We start from the raw sequence: 24,340 nt of genomic DNA, 5'->3' as shown, positions 1-24,340 counted from the left end.
CTTTTTTAGGTTTAGAAAGTGGATTCGCTTTATTTATTCTACTTCACTTATTCCCAATCCCATATGCCCAGTATGTAGTGCTCTTTCATCCCCAGGTTATAGTAAGGCCGGGTTCATAATAAAAACCCACAATGACAAATTATGTCAAAGTGGGTTTGGCTCTACTGATACTTATCTTGATTATTTAAATATTCCTCTAAAAACCGTCTGTTTCTCTCACTTATAGGTAACAATCCTAAATGTTGATATTCAAAAATCATTTGTCGTTGAGTTGGTGTTACTTTTGAAGCTATTATATCTTCATAATTATATTGAATATTTAATTTACCAGGATACTTCAGTGGTTAAATTCGTCCACGCCTCTTGATCATTATCAATAAATATTTTTCTTAGCTTTTCAAATTTGGATTGTAACCCTAATAGCAAGTCATCATAAATTTTCTCACTTACACCATATTTTTCGGGGATATCATGAGAGTATATAAAATCTCCGTTCTCAGACGTATTAAAATAAAAGTATACATTACTAGAGTCACCTAATATTTCAGCATACAAATAAATCTCATGCCATTTGTCTTCAGGTATCATATCTAAAACATGCTCTGCAATTTGAGGATATAACTGATCCATTTGTTTCTCCATAGCCTGCTCAACCTCCATTTTGATTTTTTATTGTGACTTTTTGAGTTCTACCACTATCAATTGACACATATAAAATTTACTAACCCTCTATCAAAAAGTTACTTTTCCTTCCTAACTCCCTTAAAAGGAGTGTTATCAGACGTTTTAGCTTCTAAGAATCTTCCGTTACTTGCATCCCTTTTAACCCACGTGTCATTTTTAGGATTGTAAGTTTGAGATCTATCTCTTACTGCTCCTTTTCTGTAGTCGTTTCCAGTATTTTTCGCCATACTAGTCCAATCCCTTACTTTTTTAATTGTCCATTATATGTACCTACTCAAACTCTATCAATAACTCTTTAGCGACGATACCGACGAAAGCGTCAAACTACGCAAAAGTCGATATCGTTCGCTATTTACTTTTGTTGATTTTAATAGCAGTCTAATATTTAAAAGATATACTTCAAAACTTAAACTCCATCCTTATGCATTAGTCAGCTTAATATCCTCCAATTGTTTTTTGAAGTTGCACTTTTGGACCATGACTATAATTTTGTGTAGGTACAGTTAATATAAATAATAAGCTTGTTGAGATGGCGAGTAGAACCGATTCAAACAAAATATTATTATTCCCATAATCCAATTTATAGAACTATATCTTGAAATCCAACTTCGGTTATTTCCTCATTCTCTATCTTTACAGCAAGTCCATGTTCTATTTCCCAAGTGCAATTAAAAAGCAACCCGATTCTTCTAATACCATTTTTACGAACTCTTCTAATGATTAATTGAGTAGGCTCAACTAGTTTTCCTAACTCTTCTATATCTTTTATAATTGGAGCAATTTTATCTGCTTCTTCCTCTCCTACCATATCTCTATAATCCATGTAAGCTTCTTGGTAATGGTCAAATATAGATTTCTCAGCTTTTGTCATTATATTTTCCATATCGTTAAAAAAGTTTATATATGCTTCCTTTTGAGCATCTTGAAATTCACCATCTTCTTTTCCATCTTCTTTTCCATCTATACTTAATATTACCTTTCTCTTTTCCCCGAAAATTTTTATTTCCTGTTGCCCATTCCAGTACAAATCGTAAGAGACTTCTCCAAAGAGTTCATGATTAAGTCTATCCATACTATCATTCTCCTAACTTTTCTTTAATATTATGCTTCCCAACTCCACCCAAGTGGGTGTATGTACCATTAATTTAACCCGGTACAAGATGCATGCTCTCAAGGTCATTAAGTTCACGCCAAGTATATTTATTATCTTCTCTCCAATTAGCGACATCGTCCTTAGTCCATTTTTTCTCTGGAGTCGACCATTCTCTTGCTAATAATTCATCAGCTTTAGCAAAGTTTTTCCTTCTGTCACTAGCCTTCGGGTTGCCCGTATTTATTGTTTACGTTATCCTTATACAGGCACTGATAGGCTTGTACACAATTTATTCTACGTACCGGGATAATATCTAAAAGTTATATTATGTAGTGATAACTAAGAGTCAATAGCATGACGATGGTAATATGGTTGCTCTTAAACTGATAGAAACTGGAATAAACACTTATAAAGAAGCCTGTGATTTTTCTTCGTAAATTTGTATTGTACTGTTCACTATAAAGCTATAAAACGTCTTTCCTCTTTCCCCTTTTCCAATCCAAAAAAAGCGACGATATCGACGAAAGCGTCAAACCTCGCCAAAGTCAGTATCGTCGCTTTCTTTTTATACATATAGGGGAGAAGAACATATTCACTTCTTTACAGTATCAGCTAGCTATCTTTAAATAACTTAAAAAAGTCAATTGTTTCATTTAAATCTTCATTATTTGTATAAATGTTCATTACCTTTCCTAGTTCAATAGCAAAGTCTACATACTTATTTGCTTTAGCAGTTATGATGTTCTCATTTATTTCAACACCATTTGGATTGTTTAATTGTTGTGTTATTCTATTGGAGACACCTGCAACTTCTAATAGATCAGCAGCGGAACAAATTGCTCCAATAAATTTATTGTCATTATTCAGAGTATTAATTAAAGATAGAACTCTTTTATTAGTCTTTAATTCAGTAATATCACCACCAGGTATAATTAAGAGTTGAATATCATCCGTAACCACTTCACTAAGATCTATCGAAGGAATAACCTTAAAATCTTCATGGGACATTACTGGGTCTTTAGATACTCCAATTGTAACGATATCCCCCTTGGTTTTCAAAAAATAGGTTGCTAACATAATCTCAAAACTAACATAACCATCATAAATTAAAACATGGGATTTCATTCAAACACCTACTCCAACGTTATTTTTTCTAGCTTTGAGCCAATTTAAAGCTCCTAAAGACCATAAAAACAAATTAAAAGCGGTAATTAAAATAACGATCATTCCATCCCAGAATTTCAAAGATGACCAATGATTCACATTAATACTTGTGAATGCACTTGAAGAAGCCATAAAAAAGCCCGGAACAGAGTAAAATGAAAACAGAACAATGGCAGAAACTATTCCTGAAACATAAATTGCAGAAAATAATTTAGAAATCCTTTGTTCTTTGACGCTTAAGTTACTCCAATATGGATCAGTTTTTTTCTTAAATCCTATAAGTATTTTTAAGTATAATATAGCATGAGATAACAGATTCGAAGAATTTGTAACTGTGATAAGAACGTAATATAAATCAGTTTTAAAGAAAATTAGTAAATGCCATAAGAATTTGTAAATTTGAAGCAAGACTACTAATCGTGATAAGTCGACAACAAATTCGACATTATAATAATAGATCTGCACCAAAATTGCTAATAGTAGAATAACGGAATCCCAAGCCATGCCTGCTAAAAAGGGAACAAATCTTTTCCTTTTATCAACTGACCAGAGGGCATTCATGTTAGCCTCTATTACCATCCAGAACCATCTTATATTTATTTTAAAATTAACTGGAACACCTAGGGCAGAAGCTGACAGATAGTGGCCAGACTCATGAATAATCGTTAATAGCCAAGAAATTACAAAAAGTACCAAAAGGCTTAAGCCTACTGAATTTTCAAAAATAAAATAGTCTTTGTAGTGAGGAACAAGATTTGGATGTAATAGGATTAGTATCAGAGATATAATAAACGATACACTGTAAATTAAATAGGTAATTCGATTAAAGAAAATCATTCCTAGCTTTTTTTTGTATTCACTAATCTTTTGGTGTTCAGTTATTTCAACTAATACTTGATTGTCTATTTTATGGATGAGATTTAATTCCACAAGGGTTTGTACAAAATCTACAAGGTCCACTTCAATATTCCCATTTCTTTGTAACTTCTCTTGGATCTCATTTAAACTACTCTTCCCATCCATTAATTCTATTGCATTTTTGCCCTCAACAGGTATTCTTATAAATATGCTTTGGTTAGGATCTCCAACCGTATATTCCTCACCATCTCCCTGAATTGTTAAGTGATGTGCATCGACAACTGAATTTAAGGATATATCAATCATGCATTTATCCCTTGCTTTGCAATTAGAATAAGTTCTTCTAAATCGACAGGTTCGATTCCTGAATGATTTTTCCCGCATGTAGGACATTCTGATACTTTAAACCATCTATCTGTCTTAGTAATTTGCATCTCTGTTGTATCGTATATATGAGCAGTGGATGGCAACATGGATTGAGTATAGCCAGAAAGTAGCTTAACTACTTCAGCGGAAATAAAACCTGATAGTAAAGCTACATGAGGAGCAATAGAAGGATTTGTGTGCTCAAAACGTGTACTATATAATGCCCTCAATTGGTACTCAAAAAAGGAATCTTTTCTTAAGCTATTTATAAGAAAACAATCATAACAACCTTCATTAGGAAGCATGGTCTCCCATATAAGCTTAGTGTTACTAATACCACCTTGTATAATTGGAATATTATAATATACTGCAGCAGCATTGACCCATCTGCTAGCAATTATTCCTGGGGAATCAATTCCATTGATTATAACATCACTTCCTTCTATTACTTTCAAAATATCATTAGCAGAAGTAACTTTTATGTTGTGAGTTTGAATTTCTATATTGCTATTAATTTGAGATAATCTCTTTTGCGTTTCTTCTGACTTTAATTGACCAATATTCTCTTCAGTATATAAAAATTGACGATTGAGATTACTTAATTCTATAGTATCAAAATCAATTCCAACCAAATTGCCAATCCCGAGACCAGCCAAAGATGCAGCCGTAAGACTAGCACCCCCTAATCCTATAACCACTACTTTAGAGTCTTTGAGCTTTTTTTGGAAGCTATATTTATCAACGTTTATGTCACTAAAATTAGAAAAAAAAGTGAGGTTTGCCCTGTATCTCTCCATTTCAGACTGATCTAATTGACCATTTATTGCAGTTTCATCTTCTATAACACCGATACTATTCAACGTTGCAATTCCATCTGTTACCTCTTCCTTTGTAAGTCCACTTAAATTAACCAAATCCTCAATTGTATTTGATCCATTCAGTAGTTTGATAAACTTATAAATAACTCCTGTTGGATCTTCTATTTCAAATACCTCTTTATCAAACCCCAAACGTATATTGTTCTCAACATTAATTACAGGGTTCATTATGTTCTTAAATTTTGGTTTCATATATTATATCTCCTATCAATTATTAAATAATGGGGACGTTGTTTAGTAACAACGTCCCCTTAAATTCACCAACTATATGTAGCAAATTAGTTGTAGTGACAAATCAGTGGTACCAATACTTCTACTTGTTTTACATTGATTTTCATTGTGTTCACCTCCTTAATCTCGTCCTTGGATGAAATAAATGAAATTAGTTATAGTGACAAATCAGTGGTACCAATACTTCTACTTGTTTTACTTGATTTTCATTGTGCTCACCTCCTTAATCTCGTCCTTGGATGAAATGAATGAAATTAGTTATAGTGACAAATCAGTGGTACCAATACTTCTACTTGTTTTACATTGATTTTCATTGTGCTCACCTCCTTAATCTCGTCCTTGGATGAAATAAATGAAATTAGTTATAGTGGCAAATCAGTGGTACCAATACTTCTACTTGTTTTACATTGATTTTCATTGTGCTCACCTCCCTAAATTTGTTATGTAATTTATACCATAAAAAACAATAAAATTATATATAGAACTTATATACCAATTTTTTTGCAAATAAATGTTTTATAGGATATATTTCCAACAATAAAATACTATATTCGACATTTTATTTTTATATATGACATAAAATTATGTCGAATAAAGGTTTTTTTGAATTTAAAAACCAAATGTAATTTTTCTATTTTTTCTTTGTAATCTCTATTTTAGGTTAGATTACATAAATTTTTAACTTATCCTCTTGAAAAGAAACGTGTTTTTTACCTCACTCGATAAATTCCCTTTTACTTAATCAATTCTTAATTTTATATAATTTTCTTAAACACATTAAATTCCAAGTGAATTTATTACATAAATTAATCGTCTTAGTCAAAAAAGAAAATAGATATTAAATCTGAAAGGCTCCCTGTTATTGGTGAAGTTTTATTTTCTTTTAGGAGGTTACGTTGTACGTATAATATTGACCCAGCGAAACATAAACTCACTGCAATACTCTCCGCTTTCCCCCGCTTTCTTAAAACACATCCAGGAATACTTCACTCAGATTCGCAACTCATTCCATGACAAAGACGATCCGTATAGCCTTACGGCCCCATCTTCATCCTGGAAGCAGGGGATAAGCTACACGATCTCAGCCTCGTTGGACTTGGAAGACAAGATGACGGTCTGTTGGGTGGCTGCCCTGAATACATCGAATGTACGACTTCGGCAACATCCAAATTTACAAAATTGCTGTCATGAACACCAATGACTACATCGTCACTCTGTTTACACAACTCGGAATTCACCCAAAGGGGGCCGAACAATGGCTGAAAGAACACGCAGAAGTTTAAAAGTAAATGAGGACAACATATCGAATAAGCTAAAAGAGGCCATTGAATACAACGGGGATATAGTAAATAATCCTAATTCTTACAGAACCACTTGGATCATGGCACTGTCGATTAGGCCGTTCACCCATGACCAAAAACAGTTTCTACCCGCCTGTTTGGATGAGCATGAAGCAGCGTGGGATACACAGATACGTGGATGGTACGAATCTGTGTGTGACGATAGACCAGAATACTCAAATTGTAGGATTATAAAAGAGGATAAAGTATTGTCAGACAGCCCTGTATTTCATGGCGGTGAAATTACAGATGCCTTACGTTGGGTGAATGAGTTAGCCGATCCTTGTTATATCGCGCTAGAAGACCCGCTCCTTACACCGGAGCAACGCATCTTGTTCATGCAGAGTGCAAAAGGAGATGATTCCTTCTCCTTGTAAATTAATCTTACCAACCAAAAAAAACGACAGTACGGGCATCTGAACGTCCATACTGTCGCTATTCTCAAATTGAGCAAAAACCATGTCAACGTTAACCTTTACGGAAAAAGAAAAACGCGCTCTTGCAACTCTTATCCAAGATCAAATGAACATGCATTTGTCTCGCTTCCCTTTTGCCAAATACCCATATATCCTTTAGAAGAGTAAAAGCGTGTCTTGTGTGATTCTGCTACGGTTACTCCAATTCTCCTAAAACAAATGTTAGGCTGGACATTCGAAAGAGGAACGTTCAGCTGACTGGGGCTATGGTTTCCTACTGTTTCATTTCTTCTACATCTCATGCGCCCATGTCAATACGAAATCGCTGATCACCATCGCATCCAAAGTATAAATTTATTACAATACAGGTTTGTAGACATGATGTCTACAAGTTCTAGTAAATTTTGACCCTTAATAATTTCATGTCTACATTTGGTCTACATTTTTGCGTAATATAAAGCAAAAACCCGCTCAGTGAGCGGGTTTTTTAGATGGAGGCGAGGGGAGTCGAACCCCTGTCCGAAGATAACGACACATAAGCTTCTACGGGTGTAGTCACAGTTTTGATGTCACCCGAGTATCGCCCCGTAACCGGCTATACGTTGGGTCAGCCTGATTGTCTTCTTCAGCTCACCGCAGGCGGAGATGAGACAGCGTATTCCACTATTTGTTAGCCCCTATCCCAGTCACATGGACGATGCTGGGTAGAAGCACGCACACAGTTTCTTAGGCTGCGAAAGCGTAGTTGTTTTGTTGTTTGCCGTTTAATAGGCTTTAGCGTTGATGAAGCGGACGCGTCCCCACTACCCGCTACCCATGCTCGAACTATCCCCGTCGAATCCATAAACGCCCCCTTATTATAAAAGGGCTCCACGGATAAATCCGGAAATACCGGAGCATAAGCATGCATAATATCAAAAGCTGAATCCTAAGATTCAACACTCGAACAAAGTCAAAAGCATTAAAACTTACTACTTCATTAGTATAGCATATTACAGGTCATAACGAAACGGAATGAAGCCATTTAAGCCTTATAAAATAGCACCATTACAGGAACAAGTAACTTCTCCACGTAATTTGTACCATACTCAATAATACAGCAACTTATCTTGCAATTTTCTGCTTCTCACGCAAAGCACGTTGGATATCACGCTGTGCATCGCGTTTAGCGGCAGCATCACGTTTATCATACTGCTTTTTACCTCTACCCAGTCCGAGCAAAAGCTTGGCATAACCGTTGCGAACATAAATCTTTAACGGTACAATCGTGTAACCTTCCTGTTTGGACAGGCCGATAAGCTTGCGAATCTGCTCTTTGTGCAACAGCAGTTTACGCGTACGAGTCGGATCGGTAGGATTATTACGATTACCTTGCTCAAAAGGACTGATATGCATATTGTGAATATGAATTTCGCCATTACGGATCGTAGCAAATGCATCACTTATATTGGAACGACCATTTCGCAGAGACTTAATTTCCGTTCCCGTTAATACCATGCCCGCCTCGTAGGTGTCCTCAATAAAATAGTCATGGGAAGCTTTTTTGTTCTGGGCGAGCACTTTCCCGTCTGCCTTCTTACCCATGAATACCACTCCTTATAAATAACGTAATTCACTCTTGAAATCCAGGCATCAAAATCTGGCTACAAAGAGCCACCTAGAAATATATTGTAACAAATTTCAGATGGTAAAAGCAAGAAAGGTCAAGTCTTTAGAACGAAGCGGCGGCTTCCATCCATTACTGCAGACAGAAGCCGCCTTATACTTAAGCCCAAATCAGCTTGATACACTGCCATGAAAGCTCCAGCCTTCTAACAAGTAAGTAAGTTATAACAACTTACTTCTTCTTTTTCCGCACAAACCCAGCGGTGCTATTGCCGCCACTGCCGCCCTTATTCTTCCGCTTACGACGCGCTGCGCCTTCACCGTTTGGTTTGGCATCACTACCTGGTGTAGCTGCACCGCCGATGAAAATACCGCTGGCAGACGTCTTCTTCCGTCGCTTGCTTGCAGCGGATGCTGGCGAGTTATACCCGCCCTTGCCACTGCCAAAGCCGAAGCTGCTAGCTGAACCAGCTCCTGCTCCGTTTCCACCGCTGCGCCCTGCACGGCCTGCGGTGCTAATACCTCCGTTACCTGCGCCAACTTCTTTTGGCTTCCCGGTTACATCACGACCGCCTTTACGCTCTTTGCCAGTCTTGTCCTGGCCGCCCTTACGGTCACGTCCTTCTCGGCCTTTGCCTTTACCACGGCCCTCGCCACGCGCAAAGTCTCCGCCTTGTCCTGAACCGCCCGTCCGTTCACGGCGTTGCCGTTGCTTCATATCGACGAGTTCAAAGTCAATTGTGTAATCTTCCATGTTCACGCGTGCGACGCGGACCTTAACCTCATCCCCAATGCGGAATACCTTGGAGGTGCGTTCGCCGATCAACGCCATATGCTGCTCGTCAAAATGATAATAGTCGTCCGTAAGCGCACTTAGACGCGTCAGGCCCTCCACTGTATTGTCCAGCTCAATGAACATCCCAAAGCTGGTTACACTGCTGATGATCCCCTCGAATTCCTCGCCGACCTTGTCCAGCATGTATTCAGCCTTTTTCATCTGCTCTGTATCACGCTCTGCATCCACAGCTACACGTTCACGGTCGGAAGATTGCTGCGCAATATCAGGCATACGTGCAGTCAAATATTCCTGACGCTCGGCTGTTAAAGCCCCACCATTCTCCAATACCTCACGAATAACACGGTGAATCACCAAGTCAGGGTAACGACGGATCGGCGATGTAAAATGAGAGTAATACTCCGCTGCCAATCCAAAATGTCCTGTCGACTCCGCATCATACTTTGCCTGCTTCATCGAACGCAGCATCATCGTGCTAAGCACGGTTTGCTCCTTCGTACCCTGAATGTCTTCTAGCAACGTTTGCAGAGCACGCGGATGAATGGAATTTCCTCTACCTTTGATCTGATGCCCAAAATTAGCTGCGAAAGCCATAAAGTTTTGCAGCTTCTCTGGATCTGGGTCCTCATGAATCCGGTACAAGAAAGGTACTTTGAGCCAATGGAAATGTTCGGCTACGGTTTCATTGGCCGCCAACATAAACTCTTCAATAATTTGTTCAGCTATCGTACGATCCCTCTTTACAATATCGACAGCTTTGCCTTCATCATCCACAATTACTTTGGCTTCATCAAAGTCAAAATCAACCGCGCCTCGGCGCATTCGATTAGCACGCAGCTTCAATGCCAATTCCTTCATCGTGCCGAATACTTCAACGAGATCCTTGTACCGTTCCATCAGTTCAGCATCTTCCTCTTCGAGGATTTTGCGAACGTTAGTGTACGTCATCCGTTCCTTCGTTTTAATCACACTGGTGAAAATATCATGCTTTACGACCTTCATATGCTCATTGAATTCCATCTCACAGGATAAAGTCAGTCGATCCACCTGTGGATTCAAAGAACATATTCCGTTCGAAAGCCGATGTGGAAGCATAGGAATGACACGGTCAACCAAATACACGCTACAACCGCGGTTATATGCCTCCTGATCCAGCTTGGAATTCTCACGCACATAATACCCTACGTCGGCAATATGAACGCCCAGACGGTAGTTTCCGTTCGGCAAGCGCTCTACATTTACAGCATCATCCAGGTCTTTGGCGTCCTCACCATCAATGGTAACAATGATCTTATCACGCAGATCGCGCCGTCCCTGACGTACAATCTCTTCTTCCGTAATCGCGTCGGGAGCCTTATCGGCTTCCTCTGTCACTTCATCCGGAAAAGCTTCCGGAAGCTGATGCTTGCGAATAACTGACAAAATGTCAACGCCTGGATCATCCTTATGACCCAAAACCTCCAACACTTCGCCTTCCGCCGCAGCTCGTCCTTCCGGATAGCTCACAATTCGCACAACGACCTTTTGACCGTTTACGGCTCCATTGAAGCTCGTTTTTGGAATGAAAATATCCCGGTTAATACGCTTATCATCCGGCAAAACAAAACCGTATGCTTCGTGGCTCTGAAACACGCCGACTACTTGAAGCACGGCGCGCTTCACAATCCGCACAACTTCGCCTTCTAATCGGCCACCCGCAGGTCCCTTCGACGTCACTCTTACCAGTACCGTATCTCCATTCATCGCACTCTTTAAGTCGTTAGCATGAATATATACATCCGGGTGCTCCCGGTCCTCTGGAATCAGAAAAGCAAATCCCTTGGCATGAGCCTGCAAACGCCCACGCTGCAAATCCATCCGTTCCGGCACGCCATAACGGTTTGTGCGGGTCAGCAGAATTTTTCCCTCTTCCTCCAAAGCATTCAAGAGCTTAAGGAATTCACGGAAATCTTCCGCATCCTTAATATCAAAGTGCTGCTCCAGCTCCTGGTAAGTCATGGGTTTGTATGCGGTCTCGCGCATAAAATCGAGTAGTTGTTGCTCTGTTATCATAATATTGTCCACCTCGGGTGACCTTTAATTTTCAGTAATAAATTCGCGTGTTCCTTGTGCCTGATACAAGGCTCTTAATATACTCATACCCTAGTATACACGAATTTAATCGACGGCATCCCTGCCTGTCTAAAATCCAAAAAAAGCCCCCGTTTCCCGTGAAACGAAGGCTTAAGGTACATATTTATCTTATTTTGCAAAAAATGCAACCAAAACGGAAACGATCATAAAAGCCGCACCCAAAATGGCCGTTGCGCGTTGTAAAATCAAATCCATCCCACGAGCTTTTGTCTTGCCGAACAGATGCTCAGCACCGCCAGAGATGGCACCGGACAAACCTGCGCTTTTCCCCTTTTGCAGTAAAACAACCGCAATAACAGCAATCGAGAACACGACGAGCAGCACTTTCAAAAAGATTTCCATGAAAAATCCCACCTCCTGAGCTTATACATCTGTTTTGCAAAACAACACAGCCTCTTTTATGAAAACATGTACATATCATGTTATAAATAGCCGGAAATTAACGCAAAACACTATTTTCATTCTACCACAGCTTCCAGTAGATAACAACAGCTACAGCCAGTCACTCAGCTATTAAGCCTTTGCAAGTTTATATATTCACATATACATCAATAATAACAAAAAATAGACCTGCTCGCCGTGGCAAGCAGGTCTGTTTTATTCATGCGTAAAAGCTTCGGGGTGTTCAGACTTCGTGATCATAAATCATGGGTCTGAGACGCCGTCAGATTTTTGCGCAATATTATTTTTTCAGGTTGTAGAAAGATTTCAGGCCGTGGTATTGAGCCAGTTCACCCAGTTGATCCTCAATGCGGAGCAATTGGTTGTACTTCGCAATACGGTCAGTACGGGAAGGAGCACCTGTTTTAATTTGGCCTGCATTTGTTGCAACAGCGATATCAGCGATTGTGCTGTCTTCGGATTCACCGGAACGGTGAGAGATTACAGCTGTGTATCCTGCGCGTTTAGCCAATTCGATAGCATCGAATGTTTCAGTCAGCGTACCGATTTGGTTTACTTTGATCAGGATGGAGTTACCGATGTTTTCATCGATACCTTTAGCCAGACGTTCTGTGTTAGTTACGAACAGGTCGTCACCAACCAATTGGATTTTGTTGCCCAGTTTTTCAGTGAGCAATTTCCAACCTTCCCAGTCATCTTCGGAGCAACCATCTTCAATAGTGATGATTGGGTATTTATCAACCCAAGAAGCAAGCAGGTCAACGAACTCAGCAGAAGTGAAGGATTTGCCTTCGCCTTCCAATGTGTATTTTCCATCTTTGTAGAACTCAGTAGAGGCAACGTCCATACCGAGGAATACGTCAACGCCTGGTTTGTAACCAGCTTTTTCGATCGCTTCGATAATAGTGGACAGAGCTTCTTCGTTGGATTTGAAGTTAGGAGCAAAACCACCTTCATCACCAACAGCTGTGTTCAAACCTTTGGAATTCAGTACGGATTTCAGGTTGTGGAAGATTTCTGCGCCAACACGCAGAGCTTCTTTGAATGTAGGAGCTCCTACAGGCAGAACCATGAACTCTTGTACGTCAACGTTGTTGTCGGCATGAGCGCCACCGTTAACGATGTTCATCATTGGTACTGGCAATTGTTTAGCATTGAATCCGCCCAGGTATGTGTACAGTGGCAAGCCCAGAGCTTCAGCAGCAGCGCGAGCTACAGCCATGGATACAGCCAGAATTGCGTTTGCACCCAGTTTGCCTTTGTTTGGAGTACCATCCAATTTGATCATCAGCGTGTCGATTTCTACTTGGTTCACAGCATCCAAGCCGATTACTTCAGGAGCAATAATTTCGTTCACGTTTTTAACAGCTTGCAGAACGCCTTTACCCAGGTAACGGGATTTGTCGTTATCGCGAAGCTCTACAGCTTCGTGAGCACCTGTGGATGCACCGGAAGGAACGATAGCGCTACCGATAGCACCGGATTCCAGATATACTTCAACTTCAACCGTAGGGTTACCACGGGAGTCGAGAACTTCGCGAGCGTACACGTCAGAAATAATAGTCATTTGTACTTAATCTCCTTTGTGATTCATGATTTATTGGTCAAGCCTATACTTATTAAATCAAGCTTACTTGCGGGATGCAATCATAGATTTTCCTGTCATTTCCGCAGGTTGCGGAAGTTGCATTAAATCCAGAAGCGTTGGAGCTACGTCAGCCAGTATTCCATGCTCACGTAAAACGATATTTTCGTCAGTCAAAATGAACGGAACCGGATTAGTTGTGTGAGCTGTGAACGGACGTCCCTGCTCATCAATTTCCATATCCGCGTTACCATGGTCGGCAATGATAATAACCACGCCGCCTTTGGCTTTAACCGCATCTACAACACGTCCAACACATTCATCCGTCGTCTCTACCGCCTTAATCGTTGGCTCCAGCATGCCAGAGTGTCCAACCATATCCGGATTGGCAAAGTTCAGGATAATCGCATCATGCTTGTCCGCTTCGATTTCCTTAACAGCAGCATCCGCTACTTCATACGCACTCATTTCCGGCTGCAAGTCATATGTAGCTACTTTAGGCGAGTTGATCAAAATACGAGTTTCGCCAGGAAGCTCCACATCACGTCCGCCACTAAAAAAGAAAGTAACGTGCGGATATTTTTCAGTCTCGGCAATACGCAATTGCTTTTTGTTGTTTTGAACCAACACTTCACCGAACGTGTTATCCAGGTTTTTCGGTTCGTAAGCTACAAAGCCTTCAACCGTTTCGCTGAACAACGTCAGGCAAACAAAGTGCAAATTTCTAGGCCATTTCGGACCACGGTCAAAACCACGGAAGTCCGCATTCGTAAATACCTGAGACAGTTGAATCGCGCGGTCAGGACGGAAATTGAGGAAGACAACAGAGTCATTGCTCTCGACCAGCCCTACAGGGCTTCCGTCAGCCTTCACAATAACGGTTGGCTCCACAAATTCGTCGAACACTGATTTTTCATACGATTCTTTCAATGCTTCCATTGGGTCTGTGTATTGTGGGCCTTCTCCGTACACGATTGCACGGTAGGATTTCTCTACACGTTCCCAACGTTTGTCGCGGTCCATAGCATAATAGCGTCCTTGTACAGTCGCAATTTGTCCTACGCCCACTTCTTGAATTTTAGCGATCAGCTGCTGCATGAAGCCTACACCGCTGTCAGGCATAACGTCGCGCCCATCCATGAAAGCATGAATGTACACTTCTGTTAAGCCTTCTTTTTTCGCCAAGTCCAGCATAGCGAACAGATGACTGATATGGCTATGCACGCCGCCGTCGGACAGAAGTCCGTACAGGTGAAGTTTCGTGTTGTTCTTCTTGGCATGTTGGACTGCTTTAACCAGTGTTTCATTGTCGTAGAACTCACCCTCACGGATGGACTTCGAAATACGAGTCAAGTCTTGATATACAATTCGGCCTGCGCCGATGTTCAAGTGACCTACTTCGGAGTTACCCATTTGTCCTTCCGGCAGACCCACCGCTTCGCCAGAAGCTGTCAGCGTTGTATGAGGATACTGTTTTAAATACCGGTCGTAATTCGGTTTGTTGGCCTGTGCAACCGCATTGCCTTCCACGGTGTCGCGCAGTCCGAATCCGTCCATAATAATTAAAGCTACCGGTTTTGGTGCTGTCATCTTACTTCGCCCCCTCAACAAGCGCGATGTACGACGCCGGTTGAAGACTGGCACCGCCCACGAGCGCGCCGTCGATATCGCTTTGACCCAGGTACTCAGTAACATTTTCAGGTTTTACACTGCCACCGTACTGAATACGTACAGCATTTGCTGTGTTTTCATCATACAGCTCTTTAATCAGACTGCGGATATAGGAAATCACTTCATTCGCATCCTGCGAAGTGGAGGATTTGCCTGTTCCGATGGCCCAGATTGGCTCATAAGCAACAACTACTTGTGCAGCCTGATCCTTAGCCAAACCAGCAAAAGCTGCTACAGTTTGCACTTTTACAACCTCTTTGGTTTGACCCGCTTCACGGTCTTCCAGCTTTTCGCCTACACATACGATTGGAGTCAGGCCGTGGCGGAATGCCGCATGAACCTTTTTGTTCACCGTTTCGTCTGTTTCATTAAAATATTCACGACGCTCGGAGTGTCCGATCACAACGTAGTCTACGCCCAGATCTTTCAGCATTCCGCCGCTAATTTCACCTGTAAATGCGCCATCTTCTGCAAAGTGCAGGTTTTGTGCGCCGATTTTAATAGATGTGCCTTTTACTGCTTCAACCAGAGCAGGAAGATTCGTAAATGGTGCGCAAATCACGCTTTCCACTCCTGCAACCTCTGCTTTACCTTTGATCTCTTCGATGAAGGTTTTAGCTTCTGGTACGGTTTTAAACATTTTCCAGTTACCCGCGATAATCGGTGTTCTCAATGGTTTCAACTCCTAACTATTAGGTACCCTAAAGCCTTTGATTATTTATCGTTAAGTGCAACAACACCCGGAAGTGCTTTGCCTTCCATAAATTCCAGGGATGCGCCGCCGCCAGTGGAAATGTGATCCATTTTGTCAGCCAGTTGGAATTTCTCAGCCGCAGCCGCAGAATCACCGCCACCAATGATGGTGTATGCTTCTGTTGTTGCGCAAGCTTCCGCTACTTCACGCGTACCGCCAGCGAAAGGTTCGATTTCAAATACACCCATTGGTCCATTCCATACAACCAGCTTGGAGTTTTTGATAACATCTGCATAGATTTTACGAGTTTTCGGTCCGATATCCACGCCTTCCCAATCTGCAGGAATACCGTCGATGTCCACAATGTTAGTATTCGCCGTAGCGCTGAAATCGTCAGAAATAACAATATCCACCGGAAGGTAGAAGTTTTTGCCGAGCTTCTTCGCTTTTTCAATAAATCCAAGAGCTACGTCCAGTTTGGATTCATCCAGCAAAGATTGACCCACTTCATGACCTTGAGCTTTGAAGAATGTATAAGTCAAACCGCCACCAATGATTACGTTATCTGCAATGTTCAGCAGGTTGTCGATCACGTCGATTTTGTCTTTTACTTTGGAACCACCGATAATGGCTGTAAAAGGACGGTCTGGATTTGACAGAGCTTTACCAATGACAGACAATTCTCTTTCCATCAGCAAGCCGGAAACAGCCGGAAGAATATGAGCGATACCTTCTGTGGAAGCATGAGCACGGTGTGCTGCGCCAAATGCGTCATTCACGAAAATGTCGGCCAGTTCTGCAAATTGCTTCGCCAATTCAGGATCATTCTTTTCTTCTCCTGCATAGAAACGTACATTTTCAAGCAACAGCACGTCGCCGTTTTGCAGTTCAGCCACTTTTGCTTTAACAGCCTCACCAACTGCTTCGTCCACTTTAACAACAGGTTTTTTGAGCAGTTCAGACAAACGCACGCCAACAGGAGTCAGACGCATGGATTCAACGACCTGACCTTTTGGACGTCCAAAGTGACTCGCCAAGATAACTTTTGCACCTTTTTCAATCAGGTAGTTAATCGTTGGCAAAGTTTCACGAATACGCTTGTCATCCGTAATTTTACCGTCCTCAACTGGAACGTTAAAATCTACACGAACAAACACCCGTTTTCCATTCAGTTCTATATCACGTACGCTTTTTTTGTTCATCTCCATATTCCTCCGCACCCTTATAATTTTACGAAACAGGAATTTAAGGCACATTTTGATATATAAAGAGCGGAAACAATAACTGCTGTTTCCGCTCTATGATGTTGCTCGATAAGGAAATTCTTATTTAGCCAATTTAGCGAAGTATTCCAACGTACGGATCAATTGAGCAGTGTAGGACATTTCGTTGTCATACCAAGCTACAGTTTTCACCAGTTGTTTGTCGCCAACAGTCAGGACTTTAGTTTGAGTTGCATCAAACAAAGAACCGAAAGTGATACCTTTGATGTCGGAAGAAACGATTTGATCTTCAGTGTATCCAAAAGTATCAGGATCGGAAGCTTCTTTCATCGCTGCGTTGATTTCTTCAGCAGTTACGTTTTTCTCCAGAACTGTTACCAGCTCAGTCAGGGAACCTGTTGCTACTGGAACACGTTGAGCCGCGCCATCCAGTTTACCTTTCAGCTCAGGAATTACCAGACCGATTGCTTTTGCAGCACCAGTTGTATTAGGGATGATGTTTTCAGCTGCTGCGCGAGCACGACGGAAGTCACCTTTAGCATGTGGAGCATCCAAAGTGTTTTGGTCGCCAGTGTAAGCATGAATTGTAGTCATCAGGCCTTCAACGATACCAAATTTGTCTTGCAGTGTTTTAGCCATAGGAGCCAGGCAGTTTGTTGTGCAAGAAGCACCGGAGATTACAGTTTCAGTACCGTCCAGAATTTCATGGTTTACGTTGTAAACGACAGTTTTCATGTCGCCAGTAGCTGGAGCGGAGATAACAACTTTTTTAGCGCCGCCTTTCAAATGTTTCTCAGCAGCTTCTTTAGTTGTGAAGAAACCTGTGCATTCCAGAACGATGTCTACACCCAGGTCTCCCCAAGGCAGTTCTTCTGGGTTGCGGTTAGCCAAAACTTTAACTTCTTTACCGTTTACTTTGAAGAAGCCGTCATGTACTTCTACTTCTCCTTGGAAAGTACCTTGTGTTGTATCATATTTCAACAAATGTGCCAACATTTTGGAATCTGTCAAGTCATTGATTGCTACTACTTCAATACCTTCCACGTTTTGAATCCGGCGGAAAGCAAGGCGTCCAATACGTCCGAAACCGTTAATACCAACTTTAACTGTCATGAGTGAGTTCCTCCCAAAGTTCGTTTAGTTTAGTTTTATATATTCAAGACAGACCCGAAAGCCCGTCAAGACAACACACTTAATCAATCCGTATTAACCTTTTAAATAATGGCTTACAATCTCAGCAGCAGCGCCTTCGTCGGTGACAAGAATGTCTTCTTGCCCGAAACGCAGTACCGCATGAATAGCGGCCGCCTTGCTCTTCCCACCAGCTACACCTAGAACCGTCTCGGTACGCCTAATATCCTCCAATCGGAGTCCAAGCGTCAGCATTCTGTGAACAACGATGCCGTCTTCGTTAAAATAATAACCAAACGATTCGGCAACCGCGCCCTCACTGCTGATCTGAGCAAAGGTTTCGGGGTCAAGTTTACGTCTCTGTGCCATCGCTATGGCGTTGCCTATCCCGTGAATGATAATACGACTCTCTCGAATCAGGCTTAATATATCCTGAATATTCGTATCCTCAAGCAAGGAGTTGTAAGCATGATTGCTGAGCAAATCCGGTACATGGAGCAGACGGTATTGAGCGCCGACCTTGCGAGCCATCGTGGAAGCAATTGTGTTAGCCTGCATTTCCATGCTTTCTCCCAAACCCCCGCGTGCCGGTACAAACCATCCGCCCTTAAGCGGGCCGTTAGCAGGTAATGTCAGTTGTTCCGCCACATCTGCAATCGTCGTGCCGCCTGTTACAGCGACCACGTCCTCGTCATCCATAACACTCAGCAGCGCCTTTGCACCAGCACGGCCCAGCTCCTGCTTCGCTAACGGTGAAGCATCCGAATCCCCTGGAACGACAACCACCTTCCTCAAACCATAGGCTTGACGAATCTGGTCCTCCAATTGGGACAGGCCGAACAAGTTGTTCGCAATCGGCTCCAGCTGTTCCAGCAGATCCAGTCCTGCTTTGCTCACCTTCATGCCCACACTCTCAATCTCAATTAGCCCTTGGGCTTTAAGGAGATCGGTTTCGGCGCGCAGCACGCGCTCGGTCATATCCAGTGAAGCTGCCAGTGTTCTGCGTCCAATAACATCGGACAGCATGATCTGATGCAGGATCGTGTACCTTTTTTTCAAAACATCCATGAGGTCGGGCAGAAGCTGCTTCTGTATTTCTAATATCTTTCGCATGCTTTCCACTCCCGCACACTTCAAAGTTCTGTCTATAAGCTATATCTCTAACTGGTCTTAAAATGTCCCGGGATAACTTTTTAAGTCCCACGTATATCTTAACCAATATTTGCTCCACATGCAAGTCTATCTGAACCTATATTTCTCAACTTTTTATGTGAATATGCGCACGTAATAAAAGCTTGCAATTCAATGCCGTATATCATATAATCATCTTTGTTTCCAATTAGCTGACGAATTAGCTGTTAATTGTACTAAATTACTGTGCGCCCGTGGTCCAACGGATATGACGTAGGCCTCCGGAGCCTGAGATCGAGGTTCGATTCCTCGCGGGCGCGTCATTTTTAAATGAACGCTTAAATGTTTCCATATCATGTTTTAACCAATAAGAGCTTAGAGGGCTCTTTTTTTTGATCATTAGTTTGACTTTCTTTGACTTTTTGTTTGAAATTGTTTATCATGTGGTTAATACGGTAACAGTTTATAGATAGGGGCATGTAATCGGCATGTCCACCAAATCCATTAACGATATTTAAGGGAGGTTTTTTGACGTGAGCTATGTTCCTATGGTAGTAGAACAAAGTAACCGCGGCGAACGCGCCTATGACATTTATTCCAGACTGTTGAAGGATCGCATTATTTTGTTGGGCTCGGACGTCAATGACGTTGTAGCCAACTCTATTATTGCGCAAATGCTGTTTTTGGCTGCCGAAGATCCTGAAAAAGACATTCACTTGTATATTAACAGTCCTGGCGGTTCCATTACAGCCGGTATGGCCATTTTCGATACAATGCAATACATTAAGCCTGACGTGTCTACGATTTGTGTAGGTATGGCTGCTTCCATGGGTGCGTTCTTGCTGAACGCAGGCGCCAAAGGCAAACGTTTTGCTTTGCCGAACAGTGAAATTATGATTCACCAACCACTGGGTGGTGCACAAGGCCAAGCAACGGATATCGAAATCCGTGCCCGCCGTATTCTGAAAATGCGTGACAAATTGAACCGCATTCTCGCAGATCGCACAGGCCAACCACTAGAACGCATTGAAAAAGACACAGACCGTGACTATTTCATGTCCGCTGATGATGCCAAGGAATACGGTATTATTGATAAAGTATTAACCAGCTCTTCTCCAGAAGGTGTATAAGAGAAGAAATGTACTTCTGAATAGCTGGTAAATGAAAAAGCTGCCCCGGATGTTCGTATCCGGTAGGCAGCTTTTTTGGTGCTATTCATTTTGTCCTGCAAAAGGCTTTCCGCCCTGAGGTAGCAGTTGAGCAAACGAGTAGGTGAACTCCGGAATTCCATACGCGTATGGAGCATAATCATACAAATCAAACACGATTGTTACTCCACTGCTGGTCACATAAAAATTCTGATCTGCCGCCAGCTCTTTAAATTTTCCGAAACCTTCGCCAGCCTGAAGCGCATCAATTTTTTTCTTTAAATCAGCATTGAGGAACTTTTTGTAGTTTGGATTTGCCTTCAATACATCAGATAATTGCAGCAGTTTACCATCAGCGAGCGAGAACGTATATCCTTTACGTGCCGTCATACCGTGTGCGCCACCTGTATACGAGTAATCCTGCATAATCACACTCAAAATACCATCCTTGTTATAGGCAATCGCAAAATCATTCCCAAACTCATACGGTCTTTCTGTTGTAGCCTCTCCCTCAGCCATCATCTTTTTGCCTGCTGCCATTACTCCCTCTGCATGCTTTTTAAGCACACTGTTAATGGCCTGTTGAGCTTCAGGGTTTAGCTGATTACCGCTGATTTGCGGGTACTTAACTTTGTAGGACACCTTCGCATTACTAGAAGCCGGAAGAGATTGGGACGCAATTGTGATCGGATTTAGCTGGCTTTTACTCAGCGTTACTGTTTTCCGAACTGCATTCCACTGAGCATCGATACCCAGATAGTCTTTCAGCAGACTCATAGGAATATATATCTTCCCGGCGATCTGTTTAGCGTCCATGCTGCGTGTATTGATTCCATTGACATTGACATAGGTACCCGAAGAAGAAGCCATAATGTAAAGCTTGTTGTACCCGCTACCTACGGTATATGTCGCTGTTTTTGTATCATAGCTTACCGGAATCCCCAGGCTGTCACGCAGTGCGGCCACAGGGATCATTGTGTTCCCATTCACTTGAATACCTTTAGCAGCCGACGCTTTACCATTCCATTGGATGGTGATCCCTGCTTGCTGTGTTGTAGCTTGCTGTTTGGTCGAAGCTGCCTGGATATAGGAAACGGGAATAACTGCGGCTCCTGCTAAAATCCCTGCTGCCAGCAGTGCTGAACCCCATTTTTTCGTATGTTTACTCATATTAAGTATTCCTCCTGTTGTAGATCTGTATTATTTATGTGTAATGATTACTTTTCTTATTATATCTATACCCCATTGTATGTAGTTTACAATCTGTACACTCCCCGATTTCAATCTGTACACCAATTAGCCTTAGCTATGACAGACTCATTACAAAATGGTTTCGATGCACAAAAAAAGCCAGCAAGCCAGCCTGAAAATGATACAGGCCGCTTGTGGCTTCGTTTGATGATCTGTATTAGTTCATTTCGTATTGAGCCGACACCTGAACTTTCACCGTTACTTGACCCGATTGTATCTCTGTTCCACCACCTGCATCCAAGAGCGATTTTGACATGGCATTCTCACGTTGTGCGAAAATTTGGGCTTCCCCACCATCTACCGTCACACTTACAAGAGCACCTAGCCCGCGTTTGGCTGCTTTAGCTACCGCACTGGCTTTAGATTGAGCGTTTCCCAACGCCTTAGTAATGGCTTCTTCTTCATAAGTCGAAGGATTTTCTACAGAGAAACGTACATTATCCACATTGTTCGCCCCGGAATTTGTAGCCTCATCCAACAACTGACCGATTTTATCCAAATCGCGGTATTTGACGGTAAGCGTATGGTTGGCAGTGTAGCCTTTAAGCTTCTGTCCTTCTTTTTCGTTATAGGTATAGTTAGGTTGTACATAAAACTGGCTGGTCTGAATGTCATCTGCGCTGATGCTCCACTTTTCTTTCAGCAGTTGTGTAACCTTGTTTAATTTTGTGGCATTGGCCTTTTGAGCAGCGGCTGCCGTATTCCCTTCCGATTGTACACCGATGGAGAGATAAGCAATATCGGGCTTAGTCAAAACTTCGCCGCTTCCAGTCACATTGATTACACTGCTTACTGTCGAAGCTGTTGACGCAGCATAAGCACGATCTGCCCCTGTCCATAATCCTCCAGTTACTCCCCCTGCCAATAAAGCTCCTGCAAGAACTGCCGTGCTTACCGTTTTCGTCCAACGTTTCATCATATCCGACCTCTTTCTTGAAAATGTTTGTACCTTCCTGACGGAAAAGACGGGAAAAGGTTGCAGCCAAGCGTTCACATTTTCGCAATAGAGCATTACCACGGGATTTCAATATTTGTAGCTTGGGCTAAATGCGATAGCCATATTCAACAAAGCCACACGCAAACAGTTAACGGAGGAGTGTCTAGAGACTTTTTTCAGGATACAAAAAAAGCCCCAGAGGGGCTTTTCACTAAGAGCATATACCATATCACAAAGCAAATGTTTGTTTATTGATTTTCCAGCTCTACCTTACTAACCAGACTTACTAAAGCGTTTACAGCCTGTTCGGCGTCCGCACCTTCAGCACTAATATTGATTTCAGTACCTGTACTGATGGCAAGACTCATAATACCCATGATGCTCTTGGCATTAACCTTTTTGTCTTCTTTTTCCACAAAAATCTCAGATGAATATTTATTCGCTTCCTGTACGAACAACGCAGCAGGTCTGGCGTGCAGTCCTGTTTTCAAGCGTACGACTACCGGATGTTTTGACATGTCAGCTTACCCCCTCATCAAATAAATCTGGACACTACTTACTCCATTTTATTTATCACATTATAACATTAACCCGGGACAGACACTAGAAAAAAAACTAAAAAAACCGGGGCTGAAAGCCCCACGGACACTCTTTTTACGGAATCAGGCCGTTTTCTCCCCTGATTTTGTCAGCCATCTCATCAATTTTGCGAAGTCGATGATTTACACCCGATTTACTCACGACCCCTTTGAGCATTTCCCCGACTTCTTTTAAATTCAAATCGGGATGAGCGAGCCGAATTTCTGCCACTTCACGCAGTTTATCCGGCAAGGTCTCCAAACCAACTTCCCTCTCCAGCAGCTTGATATTCTCAATTTGCCGGACCGCAGCTCCGATCGTCTTGTTCAAATTAGCTGTTTCACAATTGACAATGCGATTTACTGAATTACGCATATCACGCATAATGCGTACATCTTCAAATTTGAACAAAGCCTGATGCGCCCCAATGATACTAAGCAGCTCAATGATCTTCTCGCCTTCTTTGATGTAGAGAATAAAGCCTTTTTTTCGCTCAATACAGCGGGCATTTAGATGAAACTCATTCGCGAGATCAACTAGCGCCTGACAATGCTCCTCATACATCGAGGAAATTTCAAGATGGTAGGACGATCCCTCCGGATTGTTGACAGAGCCACCTGCCATAAAGGCGCCCCGCAGATAAGCCCGCTTACAACAGTTTTTCCGAATAATATCCCGATTAATCCCGTCAGTGAACAAGAAACCTTCTGAAACGATATAAAGATCCTTTAGCAGTTCTTGCACACCGTTTGGAATACGGACAATGTACACATTGTTTTTTTTCAAGCGCATTTTTTTCCGTACAAGCAGTTCGATATGAAGTTGAAAATGCTTTTTGATCAAGGAGTAGATCCGCCTTGCAATCGCGGCATTTTCTGTGGACACGTCCAATATCACCCTTTTATTCGACAGTTGTACGGATCCGAGCATACGTATGAGCGCAGATAGTTCCGCTTTTTCACAGCAGGGCTGGCTTTCTATCATCGTAAGCTCTTTTTTCGTTTGTGCCGCAAAGGACAAGGGA

The 24,340-nt window shown here is 42.0% G+C and carries 20 protein-coding genes, 1 tRNA gene, 1 other RNA gene and 1 pseudogene; 3 read left to right on the top strand and 20 right to left on the bottom strand.

What is annotated here, in order from left to right:
* Window positions 1-161 precede the first annotated feature (161 nt).
* The 6 genes and pseudogenes from AC6EJC_RS14175 to AC6EJC_RS14150 all read right to left on the bottom strand — a co-directional run bounded on the left by AC6EJC_RS14175 (window position 162) and on the right by AC6EJC_RS14150 (window position 5,235).
* Window positions 162-642 (bottom strand): annotated as a pseudogene (locus tag AC6EJC_RS14175) (antitoxin YezG family protein).
* Between the two features lie 98 nt (window positions 643-740).
* Entirely contained in the window at window positions 741-911 is a 171-nt protein-coding gene (locus tag AC6EJC_RS14170) for a hypothetical protein (RefSeq protein ID WP_162833927.1), read from the bottom strand.
* Window positions 912-1,264: 353 nt separating this feature from the next.
* On the bottom strand, window positions 1,265-1,756 hold the full coding sequence (locus AC6EJC_RS14165) for a DUF6985 domain-containing protein (RefSeq protein ID WP_444954510.1): 492 nt from the start codon (window positions 1,754-1,756) through the stop codon (window positions 1,265-1,267).
* 633 nt (window positions 1,757-2,389) lie between these two features.
* Complete coding sequence (locus AC6EJC_RS14160; protein ID WP_444954509.1) at window positions 2,390-2,902, bottom strand: DJ-1/PfpI family protein; 513 nt, start codon at window positions 2,900-2,902, stop codon at window positions 2,390-2,392.
* Entirely contained in the window at window positions 2,903-4,105 is a 1,203-nt protein-coding gene (locus AC6EJC_RS14155; RefSeq protein ID WP_444954508.1) for a hypothetical protein, read from the bottom strand. It abuts the gene before it with no gap.
* On the bottom strand, window positions 4,102-5,235 hold the full coding sequence (locus AC6EJC_RS14150) for a HesA/MoeB/ThiF family protein (RefSeq protein ID WP_444954507.1): 1,134 nt from the start codon (window positions 5,233-5,235) through the stop codon (window positions 4,102-4,104). The genes AC6EJC_RS14155 and AC6EJC_RS14150 overlap by 4 nt, the downstream gene beginning before the upstream one ends.
* A gap of 1,294 nt (window positions 5,236-6,529) precedes the next feature.
* On the opposite strand from AC6EJC_RS14150, the gene AC6EJC_RS14145 reads away from it, so the two are divergent.
* Complete coding sequence (locus tag AC6EJC_RS14145) at window positions 6,530-6,991, top strand: hypothetical protein (protein WP_444954506.1); 462 nt, start codon at window positions 6,530-6,532, stop codon at window positions 6,989-6,991.
* Between the two features lie 528 nt (window positions 6,992-7,519).
* Here AC6EJC_RS14145 and ssrA read toward each other — a convergent pair.
* From ssrA to AC6EJC_RS14095, 10 genes are all read right to left on the bottom strand, one after another.
* Window positions 7,520-7,884, bottom strand: a transfer-messenger RNA (tmRNA) gene (ssrA, locus tag AC6EJC_RS14140).
* Between the two features lie 250 nt (window positions 7,885-8,134).
* The gene (gene smpB / locus AC6EJC_RS14135) at window positions 8,135-8,614 is read right to left on the bottom strand and encodes an SsrA-binding protein SmpB (RefSeq protein WP_013308270.1); all 480 of its coding nucleotides are present in this window, start codon (window positions 8,612-8,614) and stop codon (window positions 8,135-8,137) included.
* Between the two features lie 253 nt (window positions 8,615-8,867).
* Complete coding sequence (gene rnr, locus AC6EJC_RS14130) at window positions 8,868-11,483, bottom strand: ribonuclease R (RefSeq protein WP_444954505.1); 2,616 nt, start codon at window positions 11,481-11,483, stop codon at window positions 8,868-8,870.
* Window positions 11,484-11,672: 189 nt separating this feature from the next.
* Window positions 11,673-11,906 carry a preprotein translocase subunit SecG gene (secG, locus tag AC6EJC_RS14125; protein ID WP_444954504.1) on the bottom strand — a complete coding sequence of 78 codons (234 nt, stop codon included), beginning with the start codon at window positions 11,904-11,906 and terminating at the stop codon, window positions 11,673-11,675.
* A 340-nt stretch (window positions 11,907-12,246) separates the two neighbouring features.
* Window positions 12,247-13,533 (bottom strand): phosphopyruvate hydratase, encoded by a 1,287-nt coding sequence (eno, locus tag AC6EJC_RS14120; protein ID WP_444954503.1) that lies wholly within the window; start codon window positions 13,531-13,533, stop codon window positions 12,247-12,249.
* A 63-nt stretch (window positions 13,534-13,596) separates the two neighbouring features.
* On the bottom strand, window positions 13,597-15,141 hold the full coding sequence (gpmI, locus tag AC6EJC_RS14115; protein ID WP_444954502.1) for a 2,3-bisphosphoglycerate-independent phosphoglycerate mutase: 1,545 nt from the start codon (window positions 15,139-15,141) through the stop codon (window positions 13,597-13,599).
* A gap of 1 nt (window position 15,142) precedes the next feature.
* A complete protein-coding gene (gene tpiA, locus AC6EJC_RS14110) occupies window positions 15,143-15,895 on the bottom strand; it encodes a triose-phosphate isomerase (RefSeq protein WP_013308264.1) in 753 nt (250 codons plus the stop codon).
* 41 nt (window positions 15,896-15,936) lie between these two features.
* Window positions 15,937-17,118: a phosphoglycerate kinase gene (locus AC6EJC_RS14105; RefSeq protein ID WP_444954501.1), complete on the bottom strand. Its 1,182-nt coding sequence runs from the start codon at window positions 17,116-17,118 to the stop codon at window positions 15,937-15,939.
* 123 nt (window positions 17,119-17,241) lie between these two features.
* Window positions 17,242-18,252: a type I glyceraldehyde-3-phosphate dehydrogenase gene (gene gap / locus AC6EJC_RS14100; RefSeq protein ID WP_444954500.1), complete on the bottom strand. Its 1,011-nt coding sequence runs from the start codon at window positions 18,250-18,252 to the stop codon at window positions 17,242-17,244.
* A 93-nt stretch (window positions 18,253-18,345) separates the two neighbouring features.
* On the bottom strand, window positions 18,346-19,383 hold the full coding sequence (locus AC6EJC_RS14095) for a sugar-binding transcriptional regulator (RefSeq protein ID WP_444954499.1): 1,038 nt from the start codon (window positions 19,381-19,383) through the stop codon (window positions 18,346-18,348).
* Window positions 19,384-19,649: 266 nt separating this feature from the next.
* On the opposite strand from AC6EJC_RS14095, the gene AC6EJC_RS14090 reads away from it, so the two are divergent.
* Window positions 19,650-19,721 (top strand) — tRNA-Arg (locus AC6EJC_RS14090).
* Window positions 19,722-19,934: 213 nt separating this feature from the next.
* Entirely contained in the window at window positions 19,935-20,531 is a 597-nt protein-coding gene (clpP, locus tag AC6EJC_RS14085) for an ATP-dependent Clp endopeptidase proteolytic subunit ClpP (RefSeq protein ID WP_013368815.1), read from the top strand.
* 81 nt (window positions 20,532-20,612) lie between these two features.
* On the opposite strand, the gene AC6EJC_RS14080 is transcribed toward clpP, so the two are convergent.
* From AC6EJC_RS14080 to whiA, 4 genes are all read right to left on the bottom strand, one after another.
* Window positions 20,613-21,719, bottom strand: a complete 1,107-nt coding sequence (locus AC6EJC_RS14080) for a PdaC/SigV domain-containing protein (protein ID WP_444954498.1) — start codon at window positions 21,717-21,719, stop codon at window positions 20,613-20,615.
* A gap of 238 nt (window positions 21,720-21,957) precedes the next feature.
* On the bottom strand, window positions 21,958-22,716 hold the full coding sequence (locus AC6EJC_RS14075; protein ID WP_444954638.1) for an SIMPL domain-containing protein: 759 nt from the start codon (window positions 22,714-22,716) through the stop codon (window positions 21,958-21,960).
* Window positions 22,717-22,985: 269 nt separating this feature from the next.
* Complete coding sequence (locus tag AC6EJC_RS14070; RefSeq protein WP_013368811.1) at window positions 22,986-23,255, bottom strand: HPr family phosphocarrier protein; 270 nt, start codon at window positions 23,253-23,255, stop codon at window positions 22,986-22,988.
* A 136-nt stretch (window positions 23,256-23,391) separates the two neighbouring features.
* Entirely contained in the window at window positions 23,392-24,336 is a 945-nt protein-coding gene (gene whiA, locus AC6EJC_RS14065; protein ID WP_444954497.1) for a DNA-binding protein WhiA, read from the bottom strand.
* Window positions 24,337-24,340: the final 4 nt, after the last annotated feature.

This window comes from Paenibacillus sp. TY11, from assembly GCF_059772165.1.
Note: the sequence above shows the minus strand (reverse complement) of the source record. Positions and strands in the feature narration are given on the sequence as shown.

What these genes read in the sequence shown, in the direction of transcription:
- AC6EJC_RS14070 (WP_013368811.1), bottom strand. Translation starts at nt 23,255, where the DNA reads ATGTCAAAACATCCGGTAGTCGTACGCTTGAAAACAGGACTGCACGCC.
- eno (WP_444954503.1), bottom strand. Translation starts at nt 13,533, where the DNA reads ATGACTATTATTTCTGACGTGTACGCTCGCGAAGTTCTCGACTCCCGT.
- AC6EJC_RS14080 (WP_444954498.1), bottom strand. Translation starts at nt 21,719, where the DNA reads ATGAGTAAACATACGAAAAAATGGGGTTCAGCACTGCTGGCAGCAGGG.
- AC6EJC_RS14150 (WP_444954507.1), bottom strand. Translation starts at nt 5,235, where the DNA reads ATGAAACCAAAATTTAAGAACATAATGAACCCTGTAATTAATGTTGAG.
- gap (WP_444954500.1), bottom strand. Translation starts at nt 18,252, where the DNA reads ATGACAGTTAAAGTTGGTATTAACGGTTTCGGACGTATTGGACGCCTT.
- smpB (WP_013308270.1), bottom strand. Translation starts at nt 8,614, where the DNA reads ATGGGTAAGAAGGCAGACGGGAAAGTGCTCGCCCAGAACAAAAAAGCT.
- AC6EJC_RS14160 (WP_444954509.1), bottom strand. Translation starts at nt 2,902, where the DNA reads ATGAAATCCCATGTTTTAATTTATGATGGTTATGTTAGTTTTGAGATT.
- rnr (WP_444954505.1), bottom strand. Translation starts at nt 11,483, where the DNA reads ATGATAACAGAGCAACAACTACTCGATTTTATGCGCGAGACCGCATAC.
- AC6EJC_RS14105 (WP_444954501.1), bottom strand. Translation starts at nt 17,118, where the DNA reads ATGAACAAAAAAAGCGTACGTGATATAGAACTGAATGGAAAACGGGTG.
- AC6EJC_RS14170 (WP_162833927.1), bottom strand. Translation starts at nt 911, where the DNA reads ATGGCGAAAAATACTGGAAACGACTACAGAAAAGGAGCAGTAAGAGAT.
- AC6EJC_RS14155 (WP_444954508.1), bottom strand. Translation starts at nt 4,105, where the DNA reads ATGATTGATATATCCTTAAATTCAGTTGTCGATGCACATCACTTAACA.
- secG (WP_444954504.1), bottom strand. Translation starts at nt 11,906, where the DNA reads ATGGAAATCTTTTTGAAAGTGCTGCTCGTCGTGTTCTCGATTGCTGTT.
- AC6EJC_RS14075 (WP_444954638.1), bottom strand. Translation starts at nt 22,716, where the DNA reads ATGAAACGTTGGACGAAAACGGTAAGCACGGCAGTTCTTGCAGGAGCT.
- AC6EJC_RS14145 (WP_444954506.1), top strand. Translation starts at nt 6,530, where the DNA reads ATGGCTGAAAGAACACGCAGAAGTTTAAAAGTAAATGAGGACAACATA.
- AC6EJC_RS14095 (WP_444954499.1), bottom strand. Translation starts at nt 19,383, where the DNA reads ATGCGAAAGATATTAGAAATACAGAAGCAGCTTCTGCCCGACCTCATG.
- gpmI (WP_444954502.1), bottom strand. Translation starts at nt 15,141, where the DNA reads ATGACAGCACCAAAACCGGTAGCTTTAATTATTATGGACGGATTCGGA.
- AC6EJC_RS14165 (WP_444954510.1), bottom strand. Translation starts at nt 1,756, where the DNA reads ATGGATAGACTTAATCATGAACTCTTTGGAGAAGTCTCTTACGATTTG.